Origin of the sequence: Snodgrassella sp. W8124 (genome assembly GCF_016100875.1) — a bacterium.
GTDB lineage: Bacteria > Pseudomonadota > Gammaproteobacteria > Burkholderiales > Neisseriaceae > Snodgrassella > Snodgrassella alvi.
This window is the reverse complement of the sequence record NZ_JACFRP010000003.1, coordinates 83,304-103,517: the sequence shown is the minus strand read 5'-3', so window position 1 is coordinate 103,517 and position 20,214 is coordinate 83,304. Positions and strand designations below refer to the sequence as shown.

At 39.5% G+C, this 20,214-nt stretch carries 19 protein-coding genes and 3 tRNA genes; 10 read left to right on the top strand and 12 right to left on the bottom strand.

Annotation, left to right across the window (positions count from 1 at the left end; genetic code table 11):
* Positions 1-159: 159 nt before the first annotated feature.
* Positions 160-1,575: a pyridoxal-dependent decarboxylase gene (locus H3U73_RS09725; protein WP_198190473.1), complete on the top strand. Its 1,416-nt coding sequence runs from the start codon at positions 160-162 to the stop codon at positions 1,573-1,575.
* Between the two features lie 241 nt (positions 1,576-1,816).
* Here the strand turns inward: H3U73_RS09725 and H3U73_RS09720 are convergent, their stop codons facing one another.
* The gene (locus H3U73_RS09720) at positions 1,817-2,716 is read right to left on the bottom strand and encodes a LysR family transcriptional regulator (RefSeq protein WP_198190472.1); all 900 of its coding nucleotides are present in this window, start codon (positions 2,714-2,716) and stop codon (positions 1,817-1,819) included.
* A gap of 22 nt (positions 2,717-2,738) precedes the next feature.
* Positions 2,739-3,062 (bottom strand): iron donor protein CyaY, encoded by a 324-nt coding sequence (cyaY, locus tag H3U73_RS09715; protein WP_198190471.1) that lies wholly within the window; start codon positions 3,060-3,062, stop codon positions 2,739-2,741.
* Positions 3,063-3,194: 132 nt separating this feature from the next.
* Between cyaY and H3U73_RS09710 the strand changes: the two genes are divergently transcribed.
* The 3 genes from H3U73_RS09710 (at position 3,195) to H3U73_RS09700 (ending at position 6,043) form a co-directional block, all read left to right on the top strand.
* A complete protein-coding gene (locus H3U73_RS09710) occupies positions 3,195-3,365 on the top strand; it encodes a lipoprotein (protein ID WP_078474526.1) in 171 nt (56 codons plus the stop codon).
* Positions 3,358-4,584: a diaminopimelate decarboxylase gene (lysA, locus tag H3U73_RS09705; RefSeq protein WP_198190470.1), complete on the top strand. Its 1,227-nt coding sequence runs from the start codon at positions 3,358-3,360 to the stop codon at positions 4,582-4,584. The genes H3U73_RS09710 and lysA overlap by 8 nt, the downstream gene beginning before the upstream one ends.
* A gap of 262 nt (positions 4,585-4,846) precedes the next feature.
* The gene (locus H3U73_RS09700; RefSeq protein WP_198190469.1) at positions 4,847-6,043 is read left to right on the top strand and encodes a PLP-dependent aminotransferase family protein; all 1,197 of its coding nucleotides are present in this window, start codon (positions 4,847-4,849) and stop codon (positions 6,041-6,043) included.
* 294 nt (positions 6,044-6,337) lie between these two features.
* Here H3U73_RS09700 and rpsJ read toward each other — a convergent pair whose 3' ends face one another.
* The 10 genes from rpsJ to dprA all read right to left on the bottom strand — a co-directional run bounded on the left by rpsJ (position 6,338) and on the right by dprA (position 13,386).
* On the bottom strand, positions 6,338-6,649 hold the full coding sequence (gene rpsJ, locus H3U73_RS09695; protein ID WP_025329903.1) for a 30S ribosomal protein S10: 312 nt from the start codon (positions 6,647-6,649) through the stop codon (positions 6,338-6,340).
* A gap of 17 nt (positions 6,650-6,666) precedes the next feature.
* Positions 6,667-7,857 (bottom strand): elongation factor Tu, encoded by a 1,191-nt coding sequence (gene tuf, locus H3U73_RS09690; protein ID WP_025329891.1) that lies wholly within the window; start codon positions 7,855-7,857, stop codon positions 6,667-6,669.
* A gap of 42 nt (positions 7,858-7,899) precedes the next feature.
* Positions 7,900-7,974, bottom strand: a tRNA-Thr gene (locus H3U73_RS09685).
* A gap of 22 nt (positions 7,975-7,996) precedes the next feature.
* Positions 7,997-8,070: transfer RNA gene (locus H3U73_RS09680), tRNA-Gly, on the bottom strand.
* 37 nt (positions 8,071-8,107) lie between these two features.
* Positions 8,108-8,191 (bottom strand) — tRNA-Tyr (locus H3U73_RS09675).
* 113 nt (positions 8,192-8,304) lie between these two features.
* Positions 8,305-8,559 carry a YfhL family 4Fe-4S dicluster ferredoxin gene (locus H3U73_RS09670; RefSeq protein WP_037392355.1) on the bottom strand — a complete coding sequence of 85 codons (255 nt, stop codon included), beginning with the start codon at positions 8,557-8,559 and terminating at the stop codon, positions 8,305-8,307.
* 91 nt (positions 8,560-8,650) lie between these two features.
* On the bottom strand, positions 8,651-9,223 hold the full coding sequence (rsmD, locus tag H3U73_RS09665) for a 16S rRNA (guanine(966)-N(2))-methyltransferase RsmD (protein WP_025329889.1): 573 nt from the start codon (positions 9,221-9,223) through the stop codon (positions 8,651-8,653).
* 78 nt (positions 9,224-9,301) lie between these two features.
* Positions 9,302-11,596 carry a type I DNA topoisomerase gene (topA, locus tag H3U73_RS09660; protein ID WP_084551068.1) on the bottom strand — a complete coding sequence of 765 codons (2,295 nt, stop codon included), beginning with the start codon at positions 11,594-11,596 and terminating at the stop codon, positions 9,302-9,304.
* Positions 11,597-11,737: 141 nt separating this feature from the next.
* A complete protein-coding gene (locus H3U73_RS09655; protein WP_025329887.1) occupies positions 11,738-12,196 on the bottom strand; it encodes a DUF494 family protein in 459 nt (152 codons plus the stop codon).
* Positions 12,197-12,207: 11 nt separating this feature from the next.
* The gene (gene dprA / locus H3U73_RS09650) at positions 12,208-13,386 is read right to left on the bottom strand and encodes a DNA-processing protein DprA (protein WP_198190468.1); all 1,179 of its coding nucleotides are present in this window, start codon (positions 13,384-13,386) and stop codon (positions 12,208-12,210) included.
* 907 nt (positions 13,387-14,293) lie between these two features.
* Between dprA and H3U73_RS09645 the strand changes: the two genes are divergently transcribed.
* The 6 genes from H3U73_RS09645 (at position 14,294) to H3U73_RS09620 (ending at position 19,948) form a co-directional block, all read left to right on the top strand.
* A complete protein-coding gene (locus tag H3U73_RS09645) occupies positions 14,294-14,593 on the top strand; it encodes a DUF6694 family lipoprotein (protein WP_084551064.1) in 300 nt (99 codons plus the stop codon).
* Positions 14,594-15,238: 645 nt separating this feature from the next.
* Positions 15,239-16,252 (top strand): 3-oxoacyl-[acyl-carrier-protein] synthase III C-terminal domain-containing protein, encoded by a 1,014-nt coding sequence (locus H3U73_RS09640; RefSeq protein WP_084551062.1) that lies wholly within the window; start codon positions 15,239-15,241, stop codon positions 16,250-16,252.
* Positions 16,249-17,256, top strand: a complete 1,008-nt coding sequence (locus H3U73_RS09635; protein ID WP_084551060.1) for an NAD(P)-dependent oxidoreductase — start codon at positions 16,249-16,251, stop codon at positions 17,254-17,256. Before H3U73_RS09640 ends, H3U73_RS09635 begins: the two co-directional genes overlap by 4 nt.
* The gene (locus H3U73_RS09630) at positions 17,257-18,063 is read left to right on the top strand and encodes an MBL fold metallo-hydrolase (protein WP_037476172.1); all 807 of its coding nucleotides are present in this window, start codon (positions 17,257-17,259) and stop codon (positions 18,061-18,063) included. It abuts the gene before it with no gap.
* The gene (locus H3U73_RS09625; protein ID WP_084551058.1) at positions 18,060-19,349 is read left to right on the top strand and encodes a F390 synthetase-related protein; all 1,290 of its coding nucleotides are present in this window, start codon (positions 18,060-18,062) and stop codon (positions 19,347-19,349) included. The genes H3U73_RS09630 and H3U73_RS09625 overlap by 4 nt, the downstream gene beginning before the upstream one ends.
* Entirely contained in the window at positions 19,346-19,948 is a 603-nt protein-coding gene (locus tag H3U73_RS09620) for a phosphatase PAP2 family protein (RefSeq protein ID WP_084551056.1), read from the top strand. Before H3U73_RS09625 ends, H3U73_RS09620 begins: the two co-directional genes overlap by 4 nt.
* Positions 19,949-20,214 lie beyond the last annotated feature (266 nt).

The following is a 20,214-nucleotide window of genomic DNA, read 5'->3' as shown; positions in this document are numbered from 1 at the left end:
AAGATGTCTGCCTGAATCTTTCCAGAAAAGTCTATTTCCATAACCAGGCAGAGTTTATTGTCTTATCTAAAGATATCATTGCTTAGATTTAAAATAAATTTCTCCAATAATTAAAAAGTTATACAATCAATTCTAGATAAATCCATACAATAAATATATATGAATAAAACATTAAAAAACGATTTAACTGCCATTCATGAGCTTTTAGAAAATACTTTTCATCAATCTATCGACTTTCTAAACAACCTCGACAGTATGCCAACATGTTGCCAATTAACTCAGCAACAGCAAAATAGTTTGCCGCAACTGAATCTACCAGAGCAAGGTTATGGTGGATTAGCGGCCTTAAATCAATTTAATACTCAGTTTAAAGAGTTTATTGTTGCTTCAGGCGGTCCCAGATATTGGGGGTATGTAACCGGAGGCAGTACACCGGCTGCAATAATAGGCGATATTCTGGCCACTATTTACGATCAGAATACTCAGGCTATCAGCGGCGAGGGAGATGTATCTGCACGTATTGAAATTCACACAACTGATTTATTACTGGATTTATTCAATCTGCCAAGGGAATTTACCGGCGGATTTGTCACCGGCACGACCATGGCAAATTTTTCTGCGCTGGCTGTGGCGAGACAATGGTATGGCACTCAGTTTAAACAGGATATTGCTGCTGATGGTTTAATAAATCTGTCACTGCCAGTTATATCGGCTACCCCTCATTCATCAGTATTAAAATCATTAGCTATGCTTGGTTTAGGCAGAAATAACTTAATTACCATTCCTACTCTTTCAAATCAGCGTGAAGCCATTAATGTAGCCGAATTAAAACTGTTTATTGAAGATCGTTTCAAACATCAGCCATTTATTCTGGTTTTAAATGCGGGTACAGCCAATACAGCTGATTTTGATGCTATTGCGGAAATTATGGAGTTGAAGCATAGCTATAACTGTTGGATACATATTGATGCCGCCTTTGGAGCATTTGCCGCCTGCTCTTCACACTATCCACATTTACTCAATGGTTGGGAAATGGCTGACAGCATTGCCATAGATTGCCATAAATGGTTAAACGTACCTTATGAAAATGCCTGCTTTTTTATACGAAAAGAGCATTTCAGCTTACAGTTTAACCAGTTTAAAAACAGCAGTGCTCCTTATCTGGAAAATCAACTGGAAAATTTTAACTTTATGAATATCTTGCCGGAAAATTCCAGAAGACTAAAAGCATTACCAGTATTGTTCAGCCTGTTAGCCTATGGCAGAGAAGGGTATCGGTATATTGTGGATAATTCTATTGAGCTGGCTCAAGAATTTGGTAACTATATACGTAAAAGCAGCCATTTTGAATTATTGGCTGAAGTACGTTTAAATATTGTCTGCTTTAAAGTTACTGCTGCATACGATACCGCTGAATTTCTGCAAAAATTAAATAAAACTGGTCTTGTATTTATGACACCAACCACTTTTAATCATGAAAAAGGCATTCGTGCAGCATTTGTAAACTGGCGTACTACTATTGAAGATATTAAGTTAGTATATTCATTAATTGAAAACATTATCAATAGTAAATAATCTATAAAGAGATAAATATTTTTCTTAGGATAAAAACCATACATAATGCGTTTTTAATCCCATTTAACCTATAAAAATATTTATCTCTTTTAGAAGTTATACATATTATTGATTTAGCGTTTCTCAGTCTTCTATTTTTGTTTAAATACTTACTTTGGATAAAAATTCACTTATTATTTATTGCTTTGTAATTTTTTCGGCTAGCTATCTAATTTAAAGGGATACTTCGTTCTTAACTGCTTTAAGGCAACAGACCGCTTAACTCTCCCAGAAACCAGTTTACCCGTGGATCAGGCGTAGGACGGGTAACAGCAAAATGATTTACTATATTAGTCGCCTGCTGTGCCAGTAATGGCACCAGTTCACCTGTACGAACGTAAGGCTCAGCCATATCTTGTGACAAAAAACCAAGATGGCTGCCTGCGAGAATAAACAACAATGTTGCCCGCTCTTTATCTGCAGTAGCCGTAGTTACTCCGGCAGAAAAGCCAGCATTAGCGGGAAAATCAGCATAGGTACGTTTTACCCAGTGATATTCTTCAGCAAGCCGATTTAACGTTAAATCCTTAACTTTTGCAGCCGGATGTTCTGCATGACAATAAACATGTTCACGCTGCTCGAAAACTATCTGATATTGCAAATTTTTCAGCAGGCTATAGTAATAGCCGATACCAAAATCCATCTGATTATTGGCAATAGCGGTTTCGATATCATGTGGCGCACAAATATCAATAGTCAGACGCAGCTCCGGATAATGCTGATAGGCACTGGCAATGACCTGATTAAAAATACGCTGAAAATCAGGTGGTAAATACTCAACTAAGCCAATTCGCAACTTACCGGAAAGCACAGAACGATGCCATTTAATATTCTGTACTTCCCGATGAAACTCAGATGTTGCCTGTAAAAGTAATGTACAAGCTTCATATAATTGATGTCCGGCTTTAGTCAGCCCGAAACCGGAACGACCGCGCCGGCATAATATCACCCCCAGACTTTCTTCCAGATGCGCCAAATGCATACTGATTGCCGATTGTGACATATTCAGCCGTTTCTGTGCAGCAGTCACACCCTGACATTCAACAATGGCCACAAATGCCTGTAAAGCCTTCAAATCATGTTTAATCAAGGTATGCAACATCACTATTTCCCCTTATCAGAAATCAGCTCAAAACCGGAATAGATATGTCATCGTCACAGGCGGCAGACAGTACCTGATTTAAGACCGCAAAAAATTCACTGCCATCCCGTGCTGAAAGCCATTGACCGTTCTTACAGGCAAAATGATAACCACCACTTTTTGCTGCTATCCATAATTCCTGAGTAGCAGCATGCCGGTTTACAATAATCTGCTCTCCGCTTTCTGCTTCAATTGTGAGTACATTTCCGCCAGCTTCACAATCGAGATCCCAACCGCCTTCATCTATTTTTTCCTCAATATAGCCAAACAAATCATCACTATATTGCAAAAATTCACTTTCGTTCATCTTACTTACCATACCCCTGCATTTTATTACATTCACACTGTTATCTTGCCATATAATATGTTTAAATCCTAGTTTTATCCGTTCTGGCAGTACAGCTGTTCACTGCCAGCTTAACTACAATAGGTCAGATTAATGTTTCGTTTCTTCTTTTTAACTGTAATTGCAACCAGTTGTTTAGCGGCCTGTGGTTATAAGGGTGATCTTTATTTGCCAAAAGAGGGAGATAAAGCCAAATACGGACCTGTACAAACCGGACTGACTATTGATCCGATTGATCAGAAAAATTTACCTAAACATGACTAATTCCCTGAAATGTGAACAAGTACCCTACTCTGTACTGGCTGCACAGTATGGTACACCATTATATGTTTATAGCCAGAAAGCAATAACAGATGCTTTTAATCTTTATCAACAGGCTTTTGCCGATTTAAAACCTTTAATATGTTACGCAGTCAAAGCCAATGGAAATTTATCTATTCTGCGCTATTTTGCCAGTCTGGGCTGCGGTTTTGATATCGTTTCAGGCGGAGAATTAGAGCGGGTATTACTGGCTGGCGGAGCTGCCGACAAGATCATCTTTTCTGGTGTAGGCAAAAGCAGTGCTGAAATTGAATTTGCCCTGAAAAACAATATTCGCTGTTTTAATGTTGAATCACTGGCTGAGCTGGAACGTATTAATAGTATTGCCCAGCGTCTGAATAAAATTGCTCCGGTATCATTGCGTATTAATCCTGATGTTGATGCTCATACCCATCCATATATTTCTACTGGGTTAAAAGCCAATAAATTCGGAATTGCCAGTCAGGATGCATTAGCAGCATATCAGCTTGCTGCTACGTTACCGCACTTAAAAATCACAGGAATTGACTGTCACATTGGCTCACAACTAACTGATTTATCACCTTTAATCGAAGCATTACAACGATTATTAGTACTAGTAGACAAACTAGACGAACTGGGAATCCGGATAGAGCATATTGATTTGGGTGGTGGCATAGGTATTGTTTATCAAAACGAAAATGTGCCTGATCTGAATGCTTATGCAGCAGCAGTCAGCAAATTGTTATCTGGGCGTAACCTGCCATTAATACTGGAACCCGGGCGCAGTCTGATTGGTAATACCGGCAGTTTGCTCACTACAGTTGAATACATTAAACAAGGTGAAGAAAAGAACTTTGTGATTGTAGATGCGGCCATGAATGATCTTATGCGACCTTCACTATATCAGGCCTATCACAATATTATTAACGCCAGTCCGACAACAGTAGATAAATTTGTTGCTGATGTCGTCGGACCAATTTGCGAAACCGGAGATTTTCTGGCCAAAGATCGAACTATTGCAGCTAAAGCAGGTGATTTACTGTTAATACAAAGTGCCGGGGCATATGCTTCCAGTATGGCAAGTAACTATAACACTCGCTGTCGTGCCGCTGAAGTATTGGTTAATGGTACAGAACATCATCTGATTCGTCAGCGAGAAACAATTGACAGTCTGTTGGCTACCGAAACAGCATGCTTATGAATAATTCATACTTATTGTAATAATGAAGCACAAGTATAGCGTCATCTGCCAGTATTTTTGCACAGACGCTATGCTAATTTTATGTTACTCGCTGAAAAAGCTTTTCAGATATTGAATATTCTCCAGCTGATATTACTACTTTATAAGTACGATAGAAAAATTCGTTGTATTATCCAAACTAAAATTAAAAAATAATTTTAAAATCAAATAAGATAAATATATTTTAACAATTAAGCAGATATCATCTAAAAAGGTCAGATTAATGTCCTGGAAATTTTCCCGACGTGCGCAAAATTTAAAAAGCTCAACCATCAGAGAAATCCTTAAAGTCACCGAACAGACAGATGTTATTTCATTTGCAGGCGGCTTACCGGCACCAGATACATTTCCATTATCAGAAATCAAACATGCAGCGAATGCCCTACTGGAGAACCAGGATATTTATGGTGCACTACAATATGGACCAAGTGAAGGCTATACACTTTTACGGCAATGGATAGCTAATTATTTATCAGAACGTGATCATGTATCTGTCAGTAGTGATGAAGTTCTGATAGTAACTGGTTCACAGCAGGCATTGGATTTAATCGGGAAAGCACTAATTGATACTAACGATACAGTATTGGTAGAAACTCCGACTTATCTTGGGGCATTACAATCCTTTAATCAATACAATCCCGAATATGTAGCTATTGCCAGTGATAATGAAGGCTTAATTCCTGAAACTATTGATAATGAACTGGCAAGCTCTGCAAAATTTCTATATAGTATTCCAAACTTTCAAAACCCTACCGGACGTCGGTTACCATTACACCGGCGACAGGCTTTAGTCGCAAAAGCAAAACAGAATAATTTATTGCTGATTGAAGATGATCCTTATGGCGATTTGGATTATCAGGGTCAGCGTTTGCCTGCTTTATATACGCTGGCACCAGAAAACACTGTTTATTTAGGTTCTTTTTCCAAAATTTTAGCGCCGGGACTCCGCTTAGGATATTTGGTTGCGAATAAGCAATTCATCAGTAAACTGCTTCCGCTAAAACAGGCTTCGGATTTACATACCCCTAGCCTGACTCAGTACATTGCTTATCAGGTTCTTAGTAAAAATAATTTTCTCAATCATCATATTCCGAAAATCCGCCAGCTCTATAATGCCCGCTGCCAGTATATGTTGCAATCATTAGCACAGTATATGCCCAAAGAAGTTAGCTGGAATCAACCTGAAGGAGGTATGTTTATCTGGGTTGAATTACCTGAATATATTAATGCTACTGAATTACTCAAAGAAACCATTGCTCAAAAAATAGTTTTTGCTCCCGGTGAAACTTTCTATGTACACGGTGAAAAAAATAATTGTTTAAGGCTGGCTTTTGTAACTGTTTCAGAAGAAAAAATCGATACAGGGATAAAAAAAATGGCAGATATAATTAAACATCACATTCAACAACAATTGCTGTGAAATATTAGCAAACTGCATTAATCTGTTTTTTCCACCACAGCCAATACCCAGTATGGTATTGGTTTTTTTATGGCTTAAACTATTAATTAAATACTCTGCACACCAATTGAAACTGGCTAATAAATTCTGCATTAATGGAAGAATCATTAACCGCAAAATATCCACCTCACCTGTCACAGCACAGATTTTTCCTAAAATTCTGGATTGGTTATTCTAACCTGTTCAATTACCCGAATTAAGAATAAATAAAAAACGGACTGGATAATATCCAGTCCGTTTTAGTAATTCAATTAATTATTGAACTTTAATTTCAACATCAACACCAGCTGGCAAGTCCAGTTTCATCAATGCATCAGTGGTTTTATCAGTCCAGTCGATAATGTCCATCAGACGCAGGTGAGTACGAATTTCCAACTGTTCACGTGAAGTTTTATTCACATGAGGAGAACGCAGCAGATTAAAACGTTCGATTTTGGTTGGCAGAGGAATCGGACCTTTTACCACAGCGCCAGTACGTTTGGCAGTGTCTACGATTTCCTGAGCAGAACGATCAATTAGAGCGTAGTCATAAGCTTTCAGACGAATACGGATTTTCTGGTTTTTCATATCTATATTCTTCCTGATTAAGCGATAACTTTAGCAACCACACCGGCACCAACTGTTCGGCCACCTTCACGAATCGCAAAGCGTAAGCCTTCTTCCATCGCAATCGGATGAATCAGTTCTACGTCTATCGTTACATTCTCTCCCGGCATTACCATTTCCACACCTTCCGCCAGGCTTACTGCGCCAGTTACGTCTGTTGTACGGAAATAGAACTGCGGACGGTAGTTCGCAAAGAACGGTGTATGACGACCACCTTCTTCTTTGCTCAGTACGTATACTTCTGCTTTGAATTTGGTGTGCGGAGTGATGCTGCCCGGTTTTGCCAGTACCTGACCACGTTCTACTTCTTCACGTTTGGTACCACGCAGCAATACACCTACGTTATCACCTGCCTGACCCTGATCCAGCAATTTGCGGAACATTTCAACGCCAGTACATGTGGTTTTCTGGGTGTCTTTCAAACCAACGATTTCAATTTCATCACCTACATTGATTACACCGCGTTCTACACGACCAGTAACCACGGTACCACGACCTGAAATTGAGAATACGTCTTCAATCGGCAACAGGAATGGTTTGTCTACTGCACGTTCCGGTGTAGGAATGTAGCTGTCCAGTGCATCTGCCAAAGCCATAATTGAAGCTTCACCGATGTCTGACTGGTCACCTTCCAGTGCTTTCAGAGCTGAACCTTTAATCAAAGGAACATCATCACCCGGGAATTCGTAGCTTGACAACAGGTCACGAATTTCCATTTCTACCAGTTCCAGCAATTCTTCATCGTCAACCATGTCACATTTGTTCATGTAAACGATAATGTAAGGTACACCTACCTGACGGGCTAACAGGATGTGCTCACGGGTTTGTGGCATCGGACCGTCGGCTGCAGAAACCACCAGAATCGCGCCGTCCATCTGGGCAGCACCGGTAATCATGTTTTTCACGTAGTCAGCGTGTCCCGGGCAGTCAACGTGTGCATAGTGACGTTCTGCGGTTTCGTATTCTACGTGTGATGTATTAATGGTAATACCACGGGCTTTTTCTTCCGGGGCATTGTCAATCTGATCATAAGCTTTGGCTGCACCACCAAATTTCTGGGACAGAATGGTACACATTGCAGCTGTCAAAGTGGTTTTACCATGGTCAACGTGACCAATGGTGCCAACGTTTACGTGCGGTTTGCTCCGCTCGAATTTTTCTTTAGCCATGGCTACTTCCTATCTAAAGATGATTAGGTTTATCAATTCTAATGGTGCCCATGGACAGAATTGAACTGTCGGCCTCTCCCTTACCAAGGGAGTGCTCTACCCCTGAGCTACATGGGCATACGGTAGGTATTTACTTATCTGGAGCGGGTGAAGGGAATCGAACCCTCACCGTAAGCTTGGAAGGCTTCTGCTCTACCATTGAGCTACACCCGCATACTCACTTAAAAAACTACAAGTAAGACTGGAATTTTGGTGGAGGGAGAAGGATTCGAACCTTCGAAGCTTTCGCAACAGATTTACAGTCTGCCCCCTTTGGCCGCTCGGGAATCCCTCCAAAAGAGAACGGCATGATAATGTTCATTTGCCACTTCGTCAAGTCTATTCAGCATTTTTTTTTGCTTAAAATAGTAATCAACTGTTTCAAATACATTTCATGCTTGGAAAAATTTACTCTTTTTCCGCCATTAGCTGCTGATATTTTGCTTCCAGCTCTTCTTCGCTTTCCGGATGTTCTTCATCAATAATGATACAGTCTACCGGGCAAACCTGCTGGCATTGCGGCTCATCATAATGGCCGACACACTGTGTACAGCGCTCAGGGGTGATTTCATAAATCTCATCACCCTGATAAATAGCGTTGTTCGGGCACTCAGGCTCACATACATCGCAGTTAATGCACTCATCTGTTATCAAGAGTGACATGTTTTTCCTTTATCGTTAAATTTAACTCTAAACCGTTGGGCGCGGATTATAGCACTATTTTGTTTTCTCTCCTGCAATCCGGTCTTTCTCCCTACTCAGTATCAATTTTATGATAAGTTAATAATTCAAAACGACTTATACCTGACTTTCCTTGTTTAAGTACCTCCCAGCCAGCTGGAAGTACAGGTAATGTGTTACTTTCCATGTATACGCGCGCATTCGGAAGCAAATGTAATGAAACAACCTCCAGCAGTTCATGCCATTGCTGCCAGACATACGGCGGATCGAGAAATACTATGTTAAATTGCTGGTGATTATTTATGAGAAAACTGTGTGCTTCTGTACAGATAAGCTCTATCTGCCCAAAATTCAATTGCTGCACATTACTTTTTATTGCTGCCGCAACCTGACGATTTTTTTCTATCATAGTAACTTTGGCAGCATTTCGTGAGGCAGCCTCCAGCCCCATTACCCCACTACCGGCAAAAAGGTCCAGAACTGCCATTCCGGTTAAATCCTGTCCCAGCCAGTTAAACAATCGTTCACGCACGCTATCTGCAGTCGGACGCAGTCCTTCGGCTGCCGGAAATGTTAATTTACGTCCGCGATGAGTACCGCCAATAATGCGTACCTGATTGCGATGCTGATACTGTACTTTTGCCACGTATACTCACTCCGATAAAAAAAGACTTTCAGGCATTCTGAAAGTCTTGATACATCTAATTTCTTAAAGCAGCCTGATTTATTCTTTTGGTGCAGGTGGTTCAATCTGCTCGGTATAACCGCACTCTTTTTGCGGACACACTTTTTCAGTTCCACGCCGCTTAGTTGTTTTGATGGTCATTATTGGCCAGCCACACTGCGGACAGCTTTCTTTAACCGGCGGATTCCAGACAGCATAATCACAGTCCGGATAAGTATTACAACTATAAAATAATTTACCATAACGGCTTTTACGCTCAATCAGACTGCCTTTATGACATTTAGGGCACTCAATACCAGTGTCTTTTGGCTTTTCAAGCGGTTCAATATATTTACATTTAGGGTAATTGGAACAACCGATAAATTTGCCGTAACGTCCGCGTTTATATACCAGTTGTCCTTCACACTTCGGACAAACCCGCCCTTCTACAACTGTCGGTTCTTCCGCTGCCTTTGCTGCTTCCTCGGCTGTTTCATTAACATTGCGGGTGTAGTCACATTCCGGATAACCGCTGCATGCAATAAAACGCCCGCGCTTACCAAATTTAATTTGTAATTGGTGGGTTCCGCATTTAGGACAGATTTCATCCAGATTTTCGGCAGTTAATTCTGCGCGGGGTATATCTTCCTTAGCTTTGATTTCTTTATCAAAGCCTTTCCAGAACTGCTGCATTACGGGTTTCCATTCCCGTTTACCGCCGGCAATGTCATCCAGCTGATTTTCCAGTCTGGCAGTAAAGTTATAATCCACATACTGACCAAAATGTTCGGTCAGAAATTTATTAACCACTTCACCGGTATCAGTGGGCATAAAACGCTTCTGTTCCAGAGTAACGTATTCCCGCTCTTTTAGTGTGGAAATAATACTGGCATAGGTTGATGGACGACCAATACCATACTCTTCCAGTGCTTTAACCAGACTGGCTTCAGAATAACGCGGTGGTGGCTGGGTAAAATGCTGCTCGCCAAAAATCCTGTCAACCGGCAAACTCTCACCCTCATGAAGTTCAGGCAATTTTTTGGCATTCTCATCTTCTTCGCTGTCGTCTACACCCTCTTCATAGACACTGAGGAAACCGGCAAAAGTTTGTACCTGACCGGTTACTCTGAAGATACCTTTACCCACAACAATATCAACACTGGTAGTATCAAAGCGTGCAGGCGCCATCTGACAGGCCACTGCCCGCTGCCATATCATCTGATACAGGCGAAACTGGTCGGCAGTCAGAAATGGTTTTACTGCTTCCGGCGTACGATACACTGAGGTAGGACGAATAGCCTCATGTGCTTCCTGTGCATTTTTAGATTTGGTTTTGTATATTTTGGGCGATGAAGGTAAAAATTCATTACCGATTTTGTTGTCAATATAATGACGTATTTCTGTTACAGCTTCATCTGAGAGACTAACCGAATCGGTACGCATATACGTAATCAGACCCACAGCTCCTTGTCCGACATCCACACCTTCATATAACTGCTGTGCGGTACGCATGGTACGATCAGTAGTCATACTCAGCTTACGTACTGCTTCCTGCTGCATAGTCGAGGTGGTAAATGGAGCAGCAGGATTACGGCTGCGCTTTTTCTTTTCTACGTTAGATACATGTGCTGGCTGACCGGCCAAAGCTGAAACGATACCTTGCTGACGTTCTTCATCAGGAATGTCAAATTGTTCCAGCTTCTGCCCCTGCCAATGGGTTAATTTAGCGGTAAATTTAGTACGTGCTTTATGGCTGTCAAGGTGTACAGTCCAGTATTCCTGTGCAGTAAACTCGCGGATTTCCTCTTCTCGTTCACAAATCATGCGTAATGCCGGGCTTTGTACTCTGCCAGCAGATAAACCACGACGAATTTTTTTCCACAATAAAGGTGACAGATTAAAACCCACCAGGTAGTCCAGTGCCCGTCTTGTCTGCTGTGCATCTACCAGCGTTTGTGACAATTCACGCGGATGGGCTACTGCATCCAGTACAGCTTTTTTGGTCACTTCATGAAACACTACCCGCTTTGGCTGCAGGTTTTTCAGACCGCGTTTGGATTTCAGTATTTCCTGCAAATGCCATGAGATGGCTTCACCTTCCCTATCCGGGTCGGTAGCCAGATACAATGCATCAGCCTCTTTAGCTGCAGCCACAATTGCATCGAGATGTTTGGCATTACGACTTACTAACTGGTATTTCATAGCAAAGTCATTTTCCGGATCCACTGCACCGCTTTTGGGAACCAGATCACGCACGTGACCGTAGGAAGCGAGAATTTCAAAATCGCTACCTAAATATTTCTTCAGCGTTTTCGCTTTAGATGGAGATTCAACAATCAACAGGTTTTTTGCCATTAGTTCAGGCTCACATTCGTAATTTAAATATTTGTGATATGTTGTTAGTCTGGATTATTCTAATAAATACATTTGAACAATGCAAAAAGCTTTCAGACACGCTGACTGAAAGCTTTCAAGCAACTGTATCGCTTCAGTAACTTACTGCATGACGGCTTCACCATTGAGCGCAGCCATTAATTCATCACCTATCAGCACCGGTAATTCTGAGCGGTGTGCCCATAACACCAGTAAAGCTAATACTTTAGCATGATCCACCGTAATATCTTCGTATGGTAAGTTCATCAGGGCATTGAGTACAAATTCACGCTGCTCCGGATTAAGAGCACCATTCTGCTCCAGAAAATGTACCAGTCCACGCACTTCAAGCGGAAGCGCATCGAGCTCTTCATTATTATAAATGCGTGATCCAGTGCTATTGCGTAACTTTTCTGCCGGAATTAATGGTTCAAAACGCAAATCGTCCAGACAGGATAAAGCGTCGCCGATTTCTTCATCATTAAAACCGACTTCTTCCAACAATACGCCTAAGTCTTTACGCGGTGGAAATGCATCAACGTCTTGAAAGTGCTCAATCAAAAACGCTATTACATCAATCATTTGCTTTCCTCTCAAGATTTAATGCGTTGATAACAACCGCCTGGCAGAGTGGTAATCCAGCCACCAAGCTCCAATGTCACGAGATGAGCATACACATCTGTAGCAGCCATGCCAAGTGCTGTAACTAACATATCCGGATGCATTATGCCGTAACCCAGTCCGTCCAGCACCTGCTGCTCCATCGGGTTAAGTATACAATCTGGTGAATGAACTGATAATGAATCTTCTGAACTATCAGTATTTGTAGATGATTTACTTATATCATCAGTTTGCAGATGAGGACGATTGCTATATGATTGCAAATCTTTTTTTTGCAAGAGGCGTGGACATTCCTGCAAAATATCTTCCAGATTTTCTACTAATTTGGCACCTTGTTTGATTAATGCGTGGCAGCCTTTACTTAAAGGGTTATCAATAGAACCCGGTATCGCCATAACTTCCCGCCCCATTTCTCCAGCCAGTCTTGCAGTAATCAATGAGCCCGATTCAGTTGCGGCTTCAACTACCAGCGTACCCTGACTAAGTGCAGCAATCAAGCGGTTACGTCGCGGAAAATTTCCGGGCGAAGGACGAGTAGCCAAGGGAAATTCAGAAATAATACAGCCATGAGCAGCAATTTGTGTGGCTAAATTTTTGTTACGTGCCGGATATACTCTGTCAATACCTGTACCCCAAACTGCCACTGTTGTACCCATTGCCTGCAAAGCACCCTGATGTGCTGCTGTATCTGCGCCACTAGCCATACCTGAAATAATTGTTACACCTTTGTGAGCCAGCGCAGCAGCAAAATCACGAGTAATGCGCATGGCTTGTGGTGTAGCATGCCGACTGCCAACAATTGATAAAGCGGGTTGATGCAAACACTGGCTATCACCACGAACAAACAATAATGGAGGCGGTGTTAAACCCTTGGTCAGCATTGCCGGAAAATCATTATCTGCCAGTAGTAATAAACGTGCATCAGTATGCGCTTGCTCCCATTCTATAGCTGCTTCAGTTGCCTGTTTTGCTACATCACTATGCCAATATTTACCGGCTTGCTGGTGAAAAAAAGGAGTTACTTCAGCAACAGATGCACTCAGAGCATTTTGTGCAGAACCAAAATATTTAATTATACGAAGAAAAGTTTCAGCACCAACAAACGGAGTCAATGCCAATTCAATCCAGGCAAGGCGTTCTTGTGTATCCATATTATAGTTTTAGCATTTATTACATTTAATTATGGCAAAAGAAATATAAATAAACAATTCCTATTAATTTTTATTATCAATTTACTTAATTATTTTCTATTTATTATTTTAATATCATTTAAAAGTGTATCGAATTATTTTGAATAATAATGAAAAATTATTAACTATGTGTGCATTTTAATCTATACATAGCCAGATACAGTAACGAAATATTATGAAACTCAAAATTGCAGCAGATTGAGTTGAAAGACATCAGAATGAAAAACTTATTTTATATAATGTCTGATTACTCCCAAGCAGTTATAAAAACATTGAATTCTTATGCTAAATAAATTTTTTAAATCTTGGCTGATAATATTGATCTACTTGTTGGAGTGTCTACCAGTATTTCGAAATCTTAACGATTTATACTTTATTCATGAATTTGTGAGTAAAATTAGAAATACATTAATTTTTCAATTAAGCTAACAGATATAAGAACTATAAAACACAATAATCCCTGTCAATTCAATTATATTTGTAAAACTTATCAAATAAAATACCTAATTGCTGCTTAAAAACAGAAAGATTATTTTTATCTGAATCCAGACATAAGCCACAAATTAATGATTAAATAGTCATTATATTGTTTATATCATAACTATTTAGTTCTTTACTTAATTTGCCGACATTAAAGTTTTTCTAAATAAAAATTATTAGAGAACATATTTTAAGCGTAAAATCAGACATAATTTCTAATAACGCTTTTATTTATTATAAAAAAATGTTGCACTATATTCACAATTTTGAAATACAAACTGACAAAGTCATAAATTATTTTCAATTAAATTGCATTTATTGCTTGAAAATTAACTCTTTTAGTATAAAAATATCAATTCTTTTAAAATATTTACTTTTAAGGAATGAAATGTTTAAAAAACTATTAGCTGTATCATTATTAAGTTTTGCATTAGTTGGTTGTGGTGGTGATGATGGTCCTAAAATTGATTTTACAACAGTAGAAACTTATACCAGTTCTGTACAAGCAGCTACTGAAAAATTAAGTGATACAGATAAAGCTGCTTTTGCTCGTGCACTTGTTAATGTAACAGCTAAAGCGGCAACTAATCCTGCCAATAATCGCAATGATGCTAAAATAGCTGAAGAACTTAAAAGCAAACTTAATGGTAAAACAGCTAAACAAATTATCAGTGAATATGATAAATAATTTTAACTGATTAGCTCTAAAGCCCGCATCAGCGGGTTTTTTTATAAATAAATTCAACCTCATTGCATAATTTATTTATAATACATATTATTATACACTCAATTAGCATTATTTTTAAGTTAAATTACTTTTCATTATGATAATTTAGTTTATTTATAATTTAGTTGATTACAGTTATTTTTTAATTTCCTGAACAAATTTTATATACTTACGGTAATAGAATAGTATATTGTGGTGTCTAGTGATTAAGTTAAAACTTAAAGAAGTAAAAAAGACTTATCAACTAAATAGGTTAAAGTTGCTTACTATATTATTGATAATATCCAAGCACTCAAGAATATGAGTATCCAAACTTTTTATTTCTGTATATTATCAGTAAATAAAATAGAGAAGAGAATAAAAATAGCACAAAGTTGAAATTATAAAACACTGACAGAAAATATAAACTACTATAAATACAGATATATTTATTACTGATTTATTTGCATAACTAAGCATATTTTATATTTAAATTATTGTTTTTTTATTTTAAAAAATAAATCAGCTAAAAATTTCAAACACTCCCAATTTAAATAATAACATTTATTTAACAAAATATTTGCATTACAATGCAATTCTTACAAAATAGTATGGAGTGTACATATTTTGTTTAAAGACAATGAACTACTAAATAAAAACTTAGTTCCCATTAAAATTATTTCCACCGGAACTGCTTTACCTCCGGATAGAATTGAAGCTGCAGATCTGGATAAAAAGCTGAACAAACCGGCAGGTTATACGCTGAAACGTTCCGGCATTCTTTATCGTTATCATGCTGACCATCATTTAAAGCAGGCTGATTTAGCAGCAGCAGCCATTAATGATGCGCTAACTCGTTGTAATATTTCAGCAGAATCTATTGATTTACTGATTTCAGCCTGTGCACTTCCTGTCCAGGCCTTACCGTATACAGCAGCACATATTTTAAAAGCCAGCACGTTATCCAAAACCATTGCTAACTTTGATGTTAATACCAGTTGTGTGAGTTTTATCAGTGCACTACAGGTAGCAGCAGGTCTGTTAAATACCGGAGCTTATAAGCGCATCGCTATTGTTTCGGCAGATTTAGCATCACGTGGTCTGAACTGGCAGGATGAAGAGTCGTCTTTAATCTTTGGAGACGGCGCTGCTTGTGCCATTGTCGAAAAAGGCGATGGTTATAGTGGTATTCTTGCCTGTTTATTAGAAACACATACTAATGGCATTGATTTTTGTGAAATCAGCGGTGGCGGTAGCCGTCGGAATATTAAAACCGGCATGGATGAAAATGATTGCCTTTTCCGTATGCAAGGTAAACCACTATTCAGACTGGCATCTGCTTTGATTGAACCATATTTAGCTCGTTTATTAAATCAGGCTAACTTAACTCTCTCTGATATAGCTACGGTTATTCCTCATCAAGCCAGCCATTTATCACTGGAACACATGCGTAAACGGCTTACTATTCCTAACGAATCGATAATTGATATTTATCGTTTTCGAGGTAATCAGGTAGCCGCATCAATTCCCAGTGCATTGCATGAAGCGGTAATCACCAATCGTTTTAACCCGGGGAAACCAGCTATGCTAATAGGTACTGCTGCAGGGCTAACCCTAGGCGGGATGATTCTGCTGCCATGAAATTTTTAGTGACTGGCGCAACCAGTGGTTTGGGGCGCAATGCAGTAGAATGGTTACTGACACAAGGCCATCAGGTTCATGCCACGGGTCGTAATCAAATAGCGGGAAAAGAGCTGACAACACTCGGTGCAAAATTTACTGTACTGGACTTAGTTACCGCAACTGATACGGATTATCTTCAACTTCTTTCTGATTGTGATATTGTCTGGCATTGTGCAGCTTTATCTTCCCCATGGGGAAGATATGAATGGTTTTATCAGGCCAATACCGTTGTTACTGCACGTTTAGCTCAGTTTGCCGGAAAATCTGGTATTAAACGTTTTATTCATATATCAACACCTTCAATTTATTTTGATTTTCAATCTCATCAGAATATTACTGAAGATTATCTTGCTGAACATTTTGCAAATCATTATGCAAATACCAAATATGAAGCAGAAAAACGCATTCAGGAATGCGTAAAGCTTTATCCGGATACTGTTTATTTAATCTTAAGACCACGAGGCATTTTCGGTCCTCATGACAGAGTGATTATTCCCCGTATACTGGCATTATTAAACCGTACCGGAGGTATTTTATATTTGCCTGGTGGCGGTCAGGCTTTTGTAGACCTTACCTTTGTTCTTAACGTCGTTCATGCCTTGTACCTGGCCTCTGATAAGCAGAATATTCAGTCTGGTAATGCTTTTAATATTACCAATCAGCAACCCTGCAAACTTGATGACCTAATTCATTTATTATTAAAAGATCAGTTAAATCTTCACTACAAAACCCGGTCACTACCCTACAGATTATTATATGGCACAGCTGCTTTGCTTGAGGGTATCGCATCATTAACAAACAAAGAACCGGCACTAACCCGTTACAGTGTCGGTACGCTCTATTTTGACATGACTTTAAGTCAGAAAATGGCGATTGAACGTTTAGATTATCAGCCTCTATATAATATGAATGAAAGTATACATCTGACAGCACAATGGTTACAGCAAAGCGGGCATGTATAAATGGCCAGAATTACCCCGTTCAAAGCCGGATATTGTACTCATATTGCTTGCATGGCCATGCGCGGAGCAGGTTTTAACGTGTGTCAGTTCCCAGCACGCGCCTGGCTTATTGAAGTTGATGGATACCGCTGGCTATGGGACACTGGCTATGCTGACTATTTTAAGCAATATACACAAACAGGTATCTTTAAACTTTATCAGAAAACCACACCTGTCTATCTCAATAAAGGGGAATCTCTTAAAGAGCAATTTATTACCTTGGGTATTGATCTTGCAAGTATCCAAAATGTCATTATTTCACATTTTCATGGCGATCATATCGCCGGACTGAAAGATTTCACTCACAGCCATTTCATCTGCTCACAACAGGGCTGGAAAACACTCAAACCTTTACGCGGTTTTTTTGCTCTTAAACAAGGATTTGTACCTGATCTTATTCCGTCTGATTTTGAACAGCGGGTGAGTTTTGTAGAACATTTTGAAATTTGTCAGCTTGCTCCTGAACTTGCTCCTTTTACTCAGGGCTACATCTTGCCAAACAGTAAAGAACAAGTGATTTTAGTTCCTTTACCAGGCCATGCTGTCGGCCATATTGGTGCATTTATTTTAACTGATAAGGGCTGGACGCTGTTAGCCAGTGATGCTGCATGGGTCAAAGAAAATTATCAAGATTTAAGAAAGCCATCTCGCTTTGCCCAATTGATTATGGCTGATTCCAGAGCCTTTGAAAACACTCTTAATCAGCTCCATCAACTCTCTTATCATCCTGACGTGACCATTTATTTAAGCCATGAAGGTGAGGAATGAGGCTACTAAAAATACTTTGGTACTACTGGCGCACAAAACACTTAATATTTAAACAGCGCGCTGATCTTGAAGCATATCAAATTAAACAGCTAAAAAAATTTAAACAGCGTGTGTTAACCAAAAGCCCTTATTTCAGCCAATTCATTAATCAGCCGTTTGAATCATGGCCTTTAATGAATAAGCAGCTGATGATGGCACATTTTGATCAAATGAATATAGAGAATCTTACTTGTGATTCATTATTAGCCTTGGCTCAGCACAGCGAACAACAGCGTGATTTTAGTGCCAGAATGGGTAAATTCAGTGTGGGGTTATCCTCGGGAACATCAGGGCAACGTGGCCTATTTGTTGTGAGTCCGAGAGAGCAACAAATCTGGGCAGGCGGAATACTGGCAAAAATGTTACCTCGCGGATTACTGACTAAAGAACGGCTTGCATTATTTTTAAGAGCCGACAATCATCTCTATCACAGTACTAACAGCCATTGGTTAACTTTTCGTTTTTATGGTCTGTTTGATAATTTTCAACAACAGATCCAATCGCTTAATGAATATCAACCTACCATCATCGTGGCACCGGCACAAGTATTGCGTGCACTGGCAACAGAGAAGCTTAATGGCAGGCTGACAGTAAATCCGGTTCTGGTGATATCTGCTGCTGAAGTTCTTGAAGAGCAGGATAAACAAATTATCAAACAGGTCTTTAATCAGTTGGCTGAAGTTTATCAGGCTACCGAAGGCTTTCTTGCAGCTACCTGCCCGCTTGGTACGCTTCACTTGAATGAAGAGTTCATCTATATCGAACCGTGCTGGTTAGACGAAAATCGTTTTATACCGATTATTACTGATTTTACTCGTGAAACCCAACCCATTGTACGTTATCAGTTAGATGATATTTTAGTCCGGCGCCAAACTCCCTGCCTTTGTGGCCGGCAAGGGATGGCAATTTCACATATTGAAGGGCGATGCGATGATCAGCTATTACTCCCCGATCAGCAAGGAAATCCGTTAACTATTTTTGCTGACTATTGCAGTCGCGTGATTGCCAATAATTTACCATTAACCAGTGATTATCGTCTGATTCAGCATCAGGATAACAGTATTGAGCTGATTGCCTGCTGTTCACTCGCACACTTAAGCCAATGCCAACAGGCATTAACTGCACATTTTATTCAGCAAGGTGCCAATGTTACTCAGCTAAAGTGGAAACTCTTGTCTGTTACCACGATACCTGCCGAATTTTCGCAAAAAAGGCGGCGAATTATTCGCGAGCGAGGGGTTCAATGAAACACTTCTGGATGCGATGCGTTTATTTATTTACCAGTTGGGGGGTGGTCGGAATGGCTTATCATGGTTCAGCCAGTTTGCAACATGAACCGAGTTTACTTTCACCATCAATAATCGATAAATGGATTGAATTTACACCTCATGCTATCTGGGCTTATCTCTCATTTTTTTTAATTATTCCAATTTGCTTTTTTATTGCCCCTTATAAACGCCTAGGCTGGATGTCTGGCTGTTTTGTACTTAGCGGGATTCTGGCTGCTCTGTGTTACCTTATTTTTCCAACCACGATGATATATCCGGTCGATAACGGTAGTTCTGTCAGTTCATGGTTACTGGCAAAACTGATTGAAATTGATGATTCAGTAAACTGTTTTCCCTCATTGCATGTTACCTTAACATCTCTTGCTATCTGGGGTGCATTAAACAAGTTTCACCCTCTGCGCAATATAATTTTACTACTATGGGGAATGACTATAGTCTTATCGATCATCCAGCTTCGGCGACATCTCTTTATTGATTTTATTGGTGGCATTGTACTGGCGCTGATAGCGGGTTGGAGTGTGCGTTATGGATTTAAACGTTTGATTAAACGACCCTAGCCTTATAGGAACATGATAAAGTTTACTTTCATCTACATTTGCCGTTAGTGCAGTTAGGCTGAGCCACAACGATTTAATATTCGCAAAGATGTTTTGTCATTTATATATTGGTGTTAAAGCCAATTCTATCATTGCATAATGCTCTTTTTAATTTATTCACATAATATTTAAATTAAATAATTTTACAATTATGACAAATATATTAAATGAATATTCCCCCGTTTACAATAAGCTAATTAGCTTTTAAAAATATAATTCTTATCTAA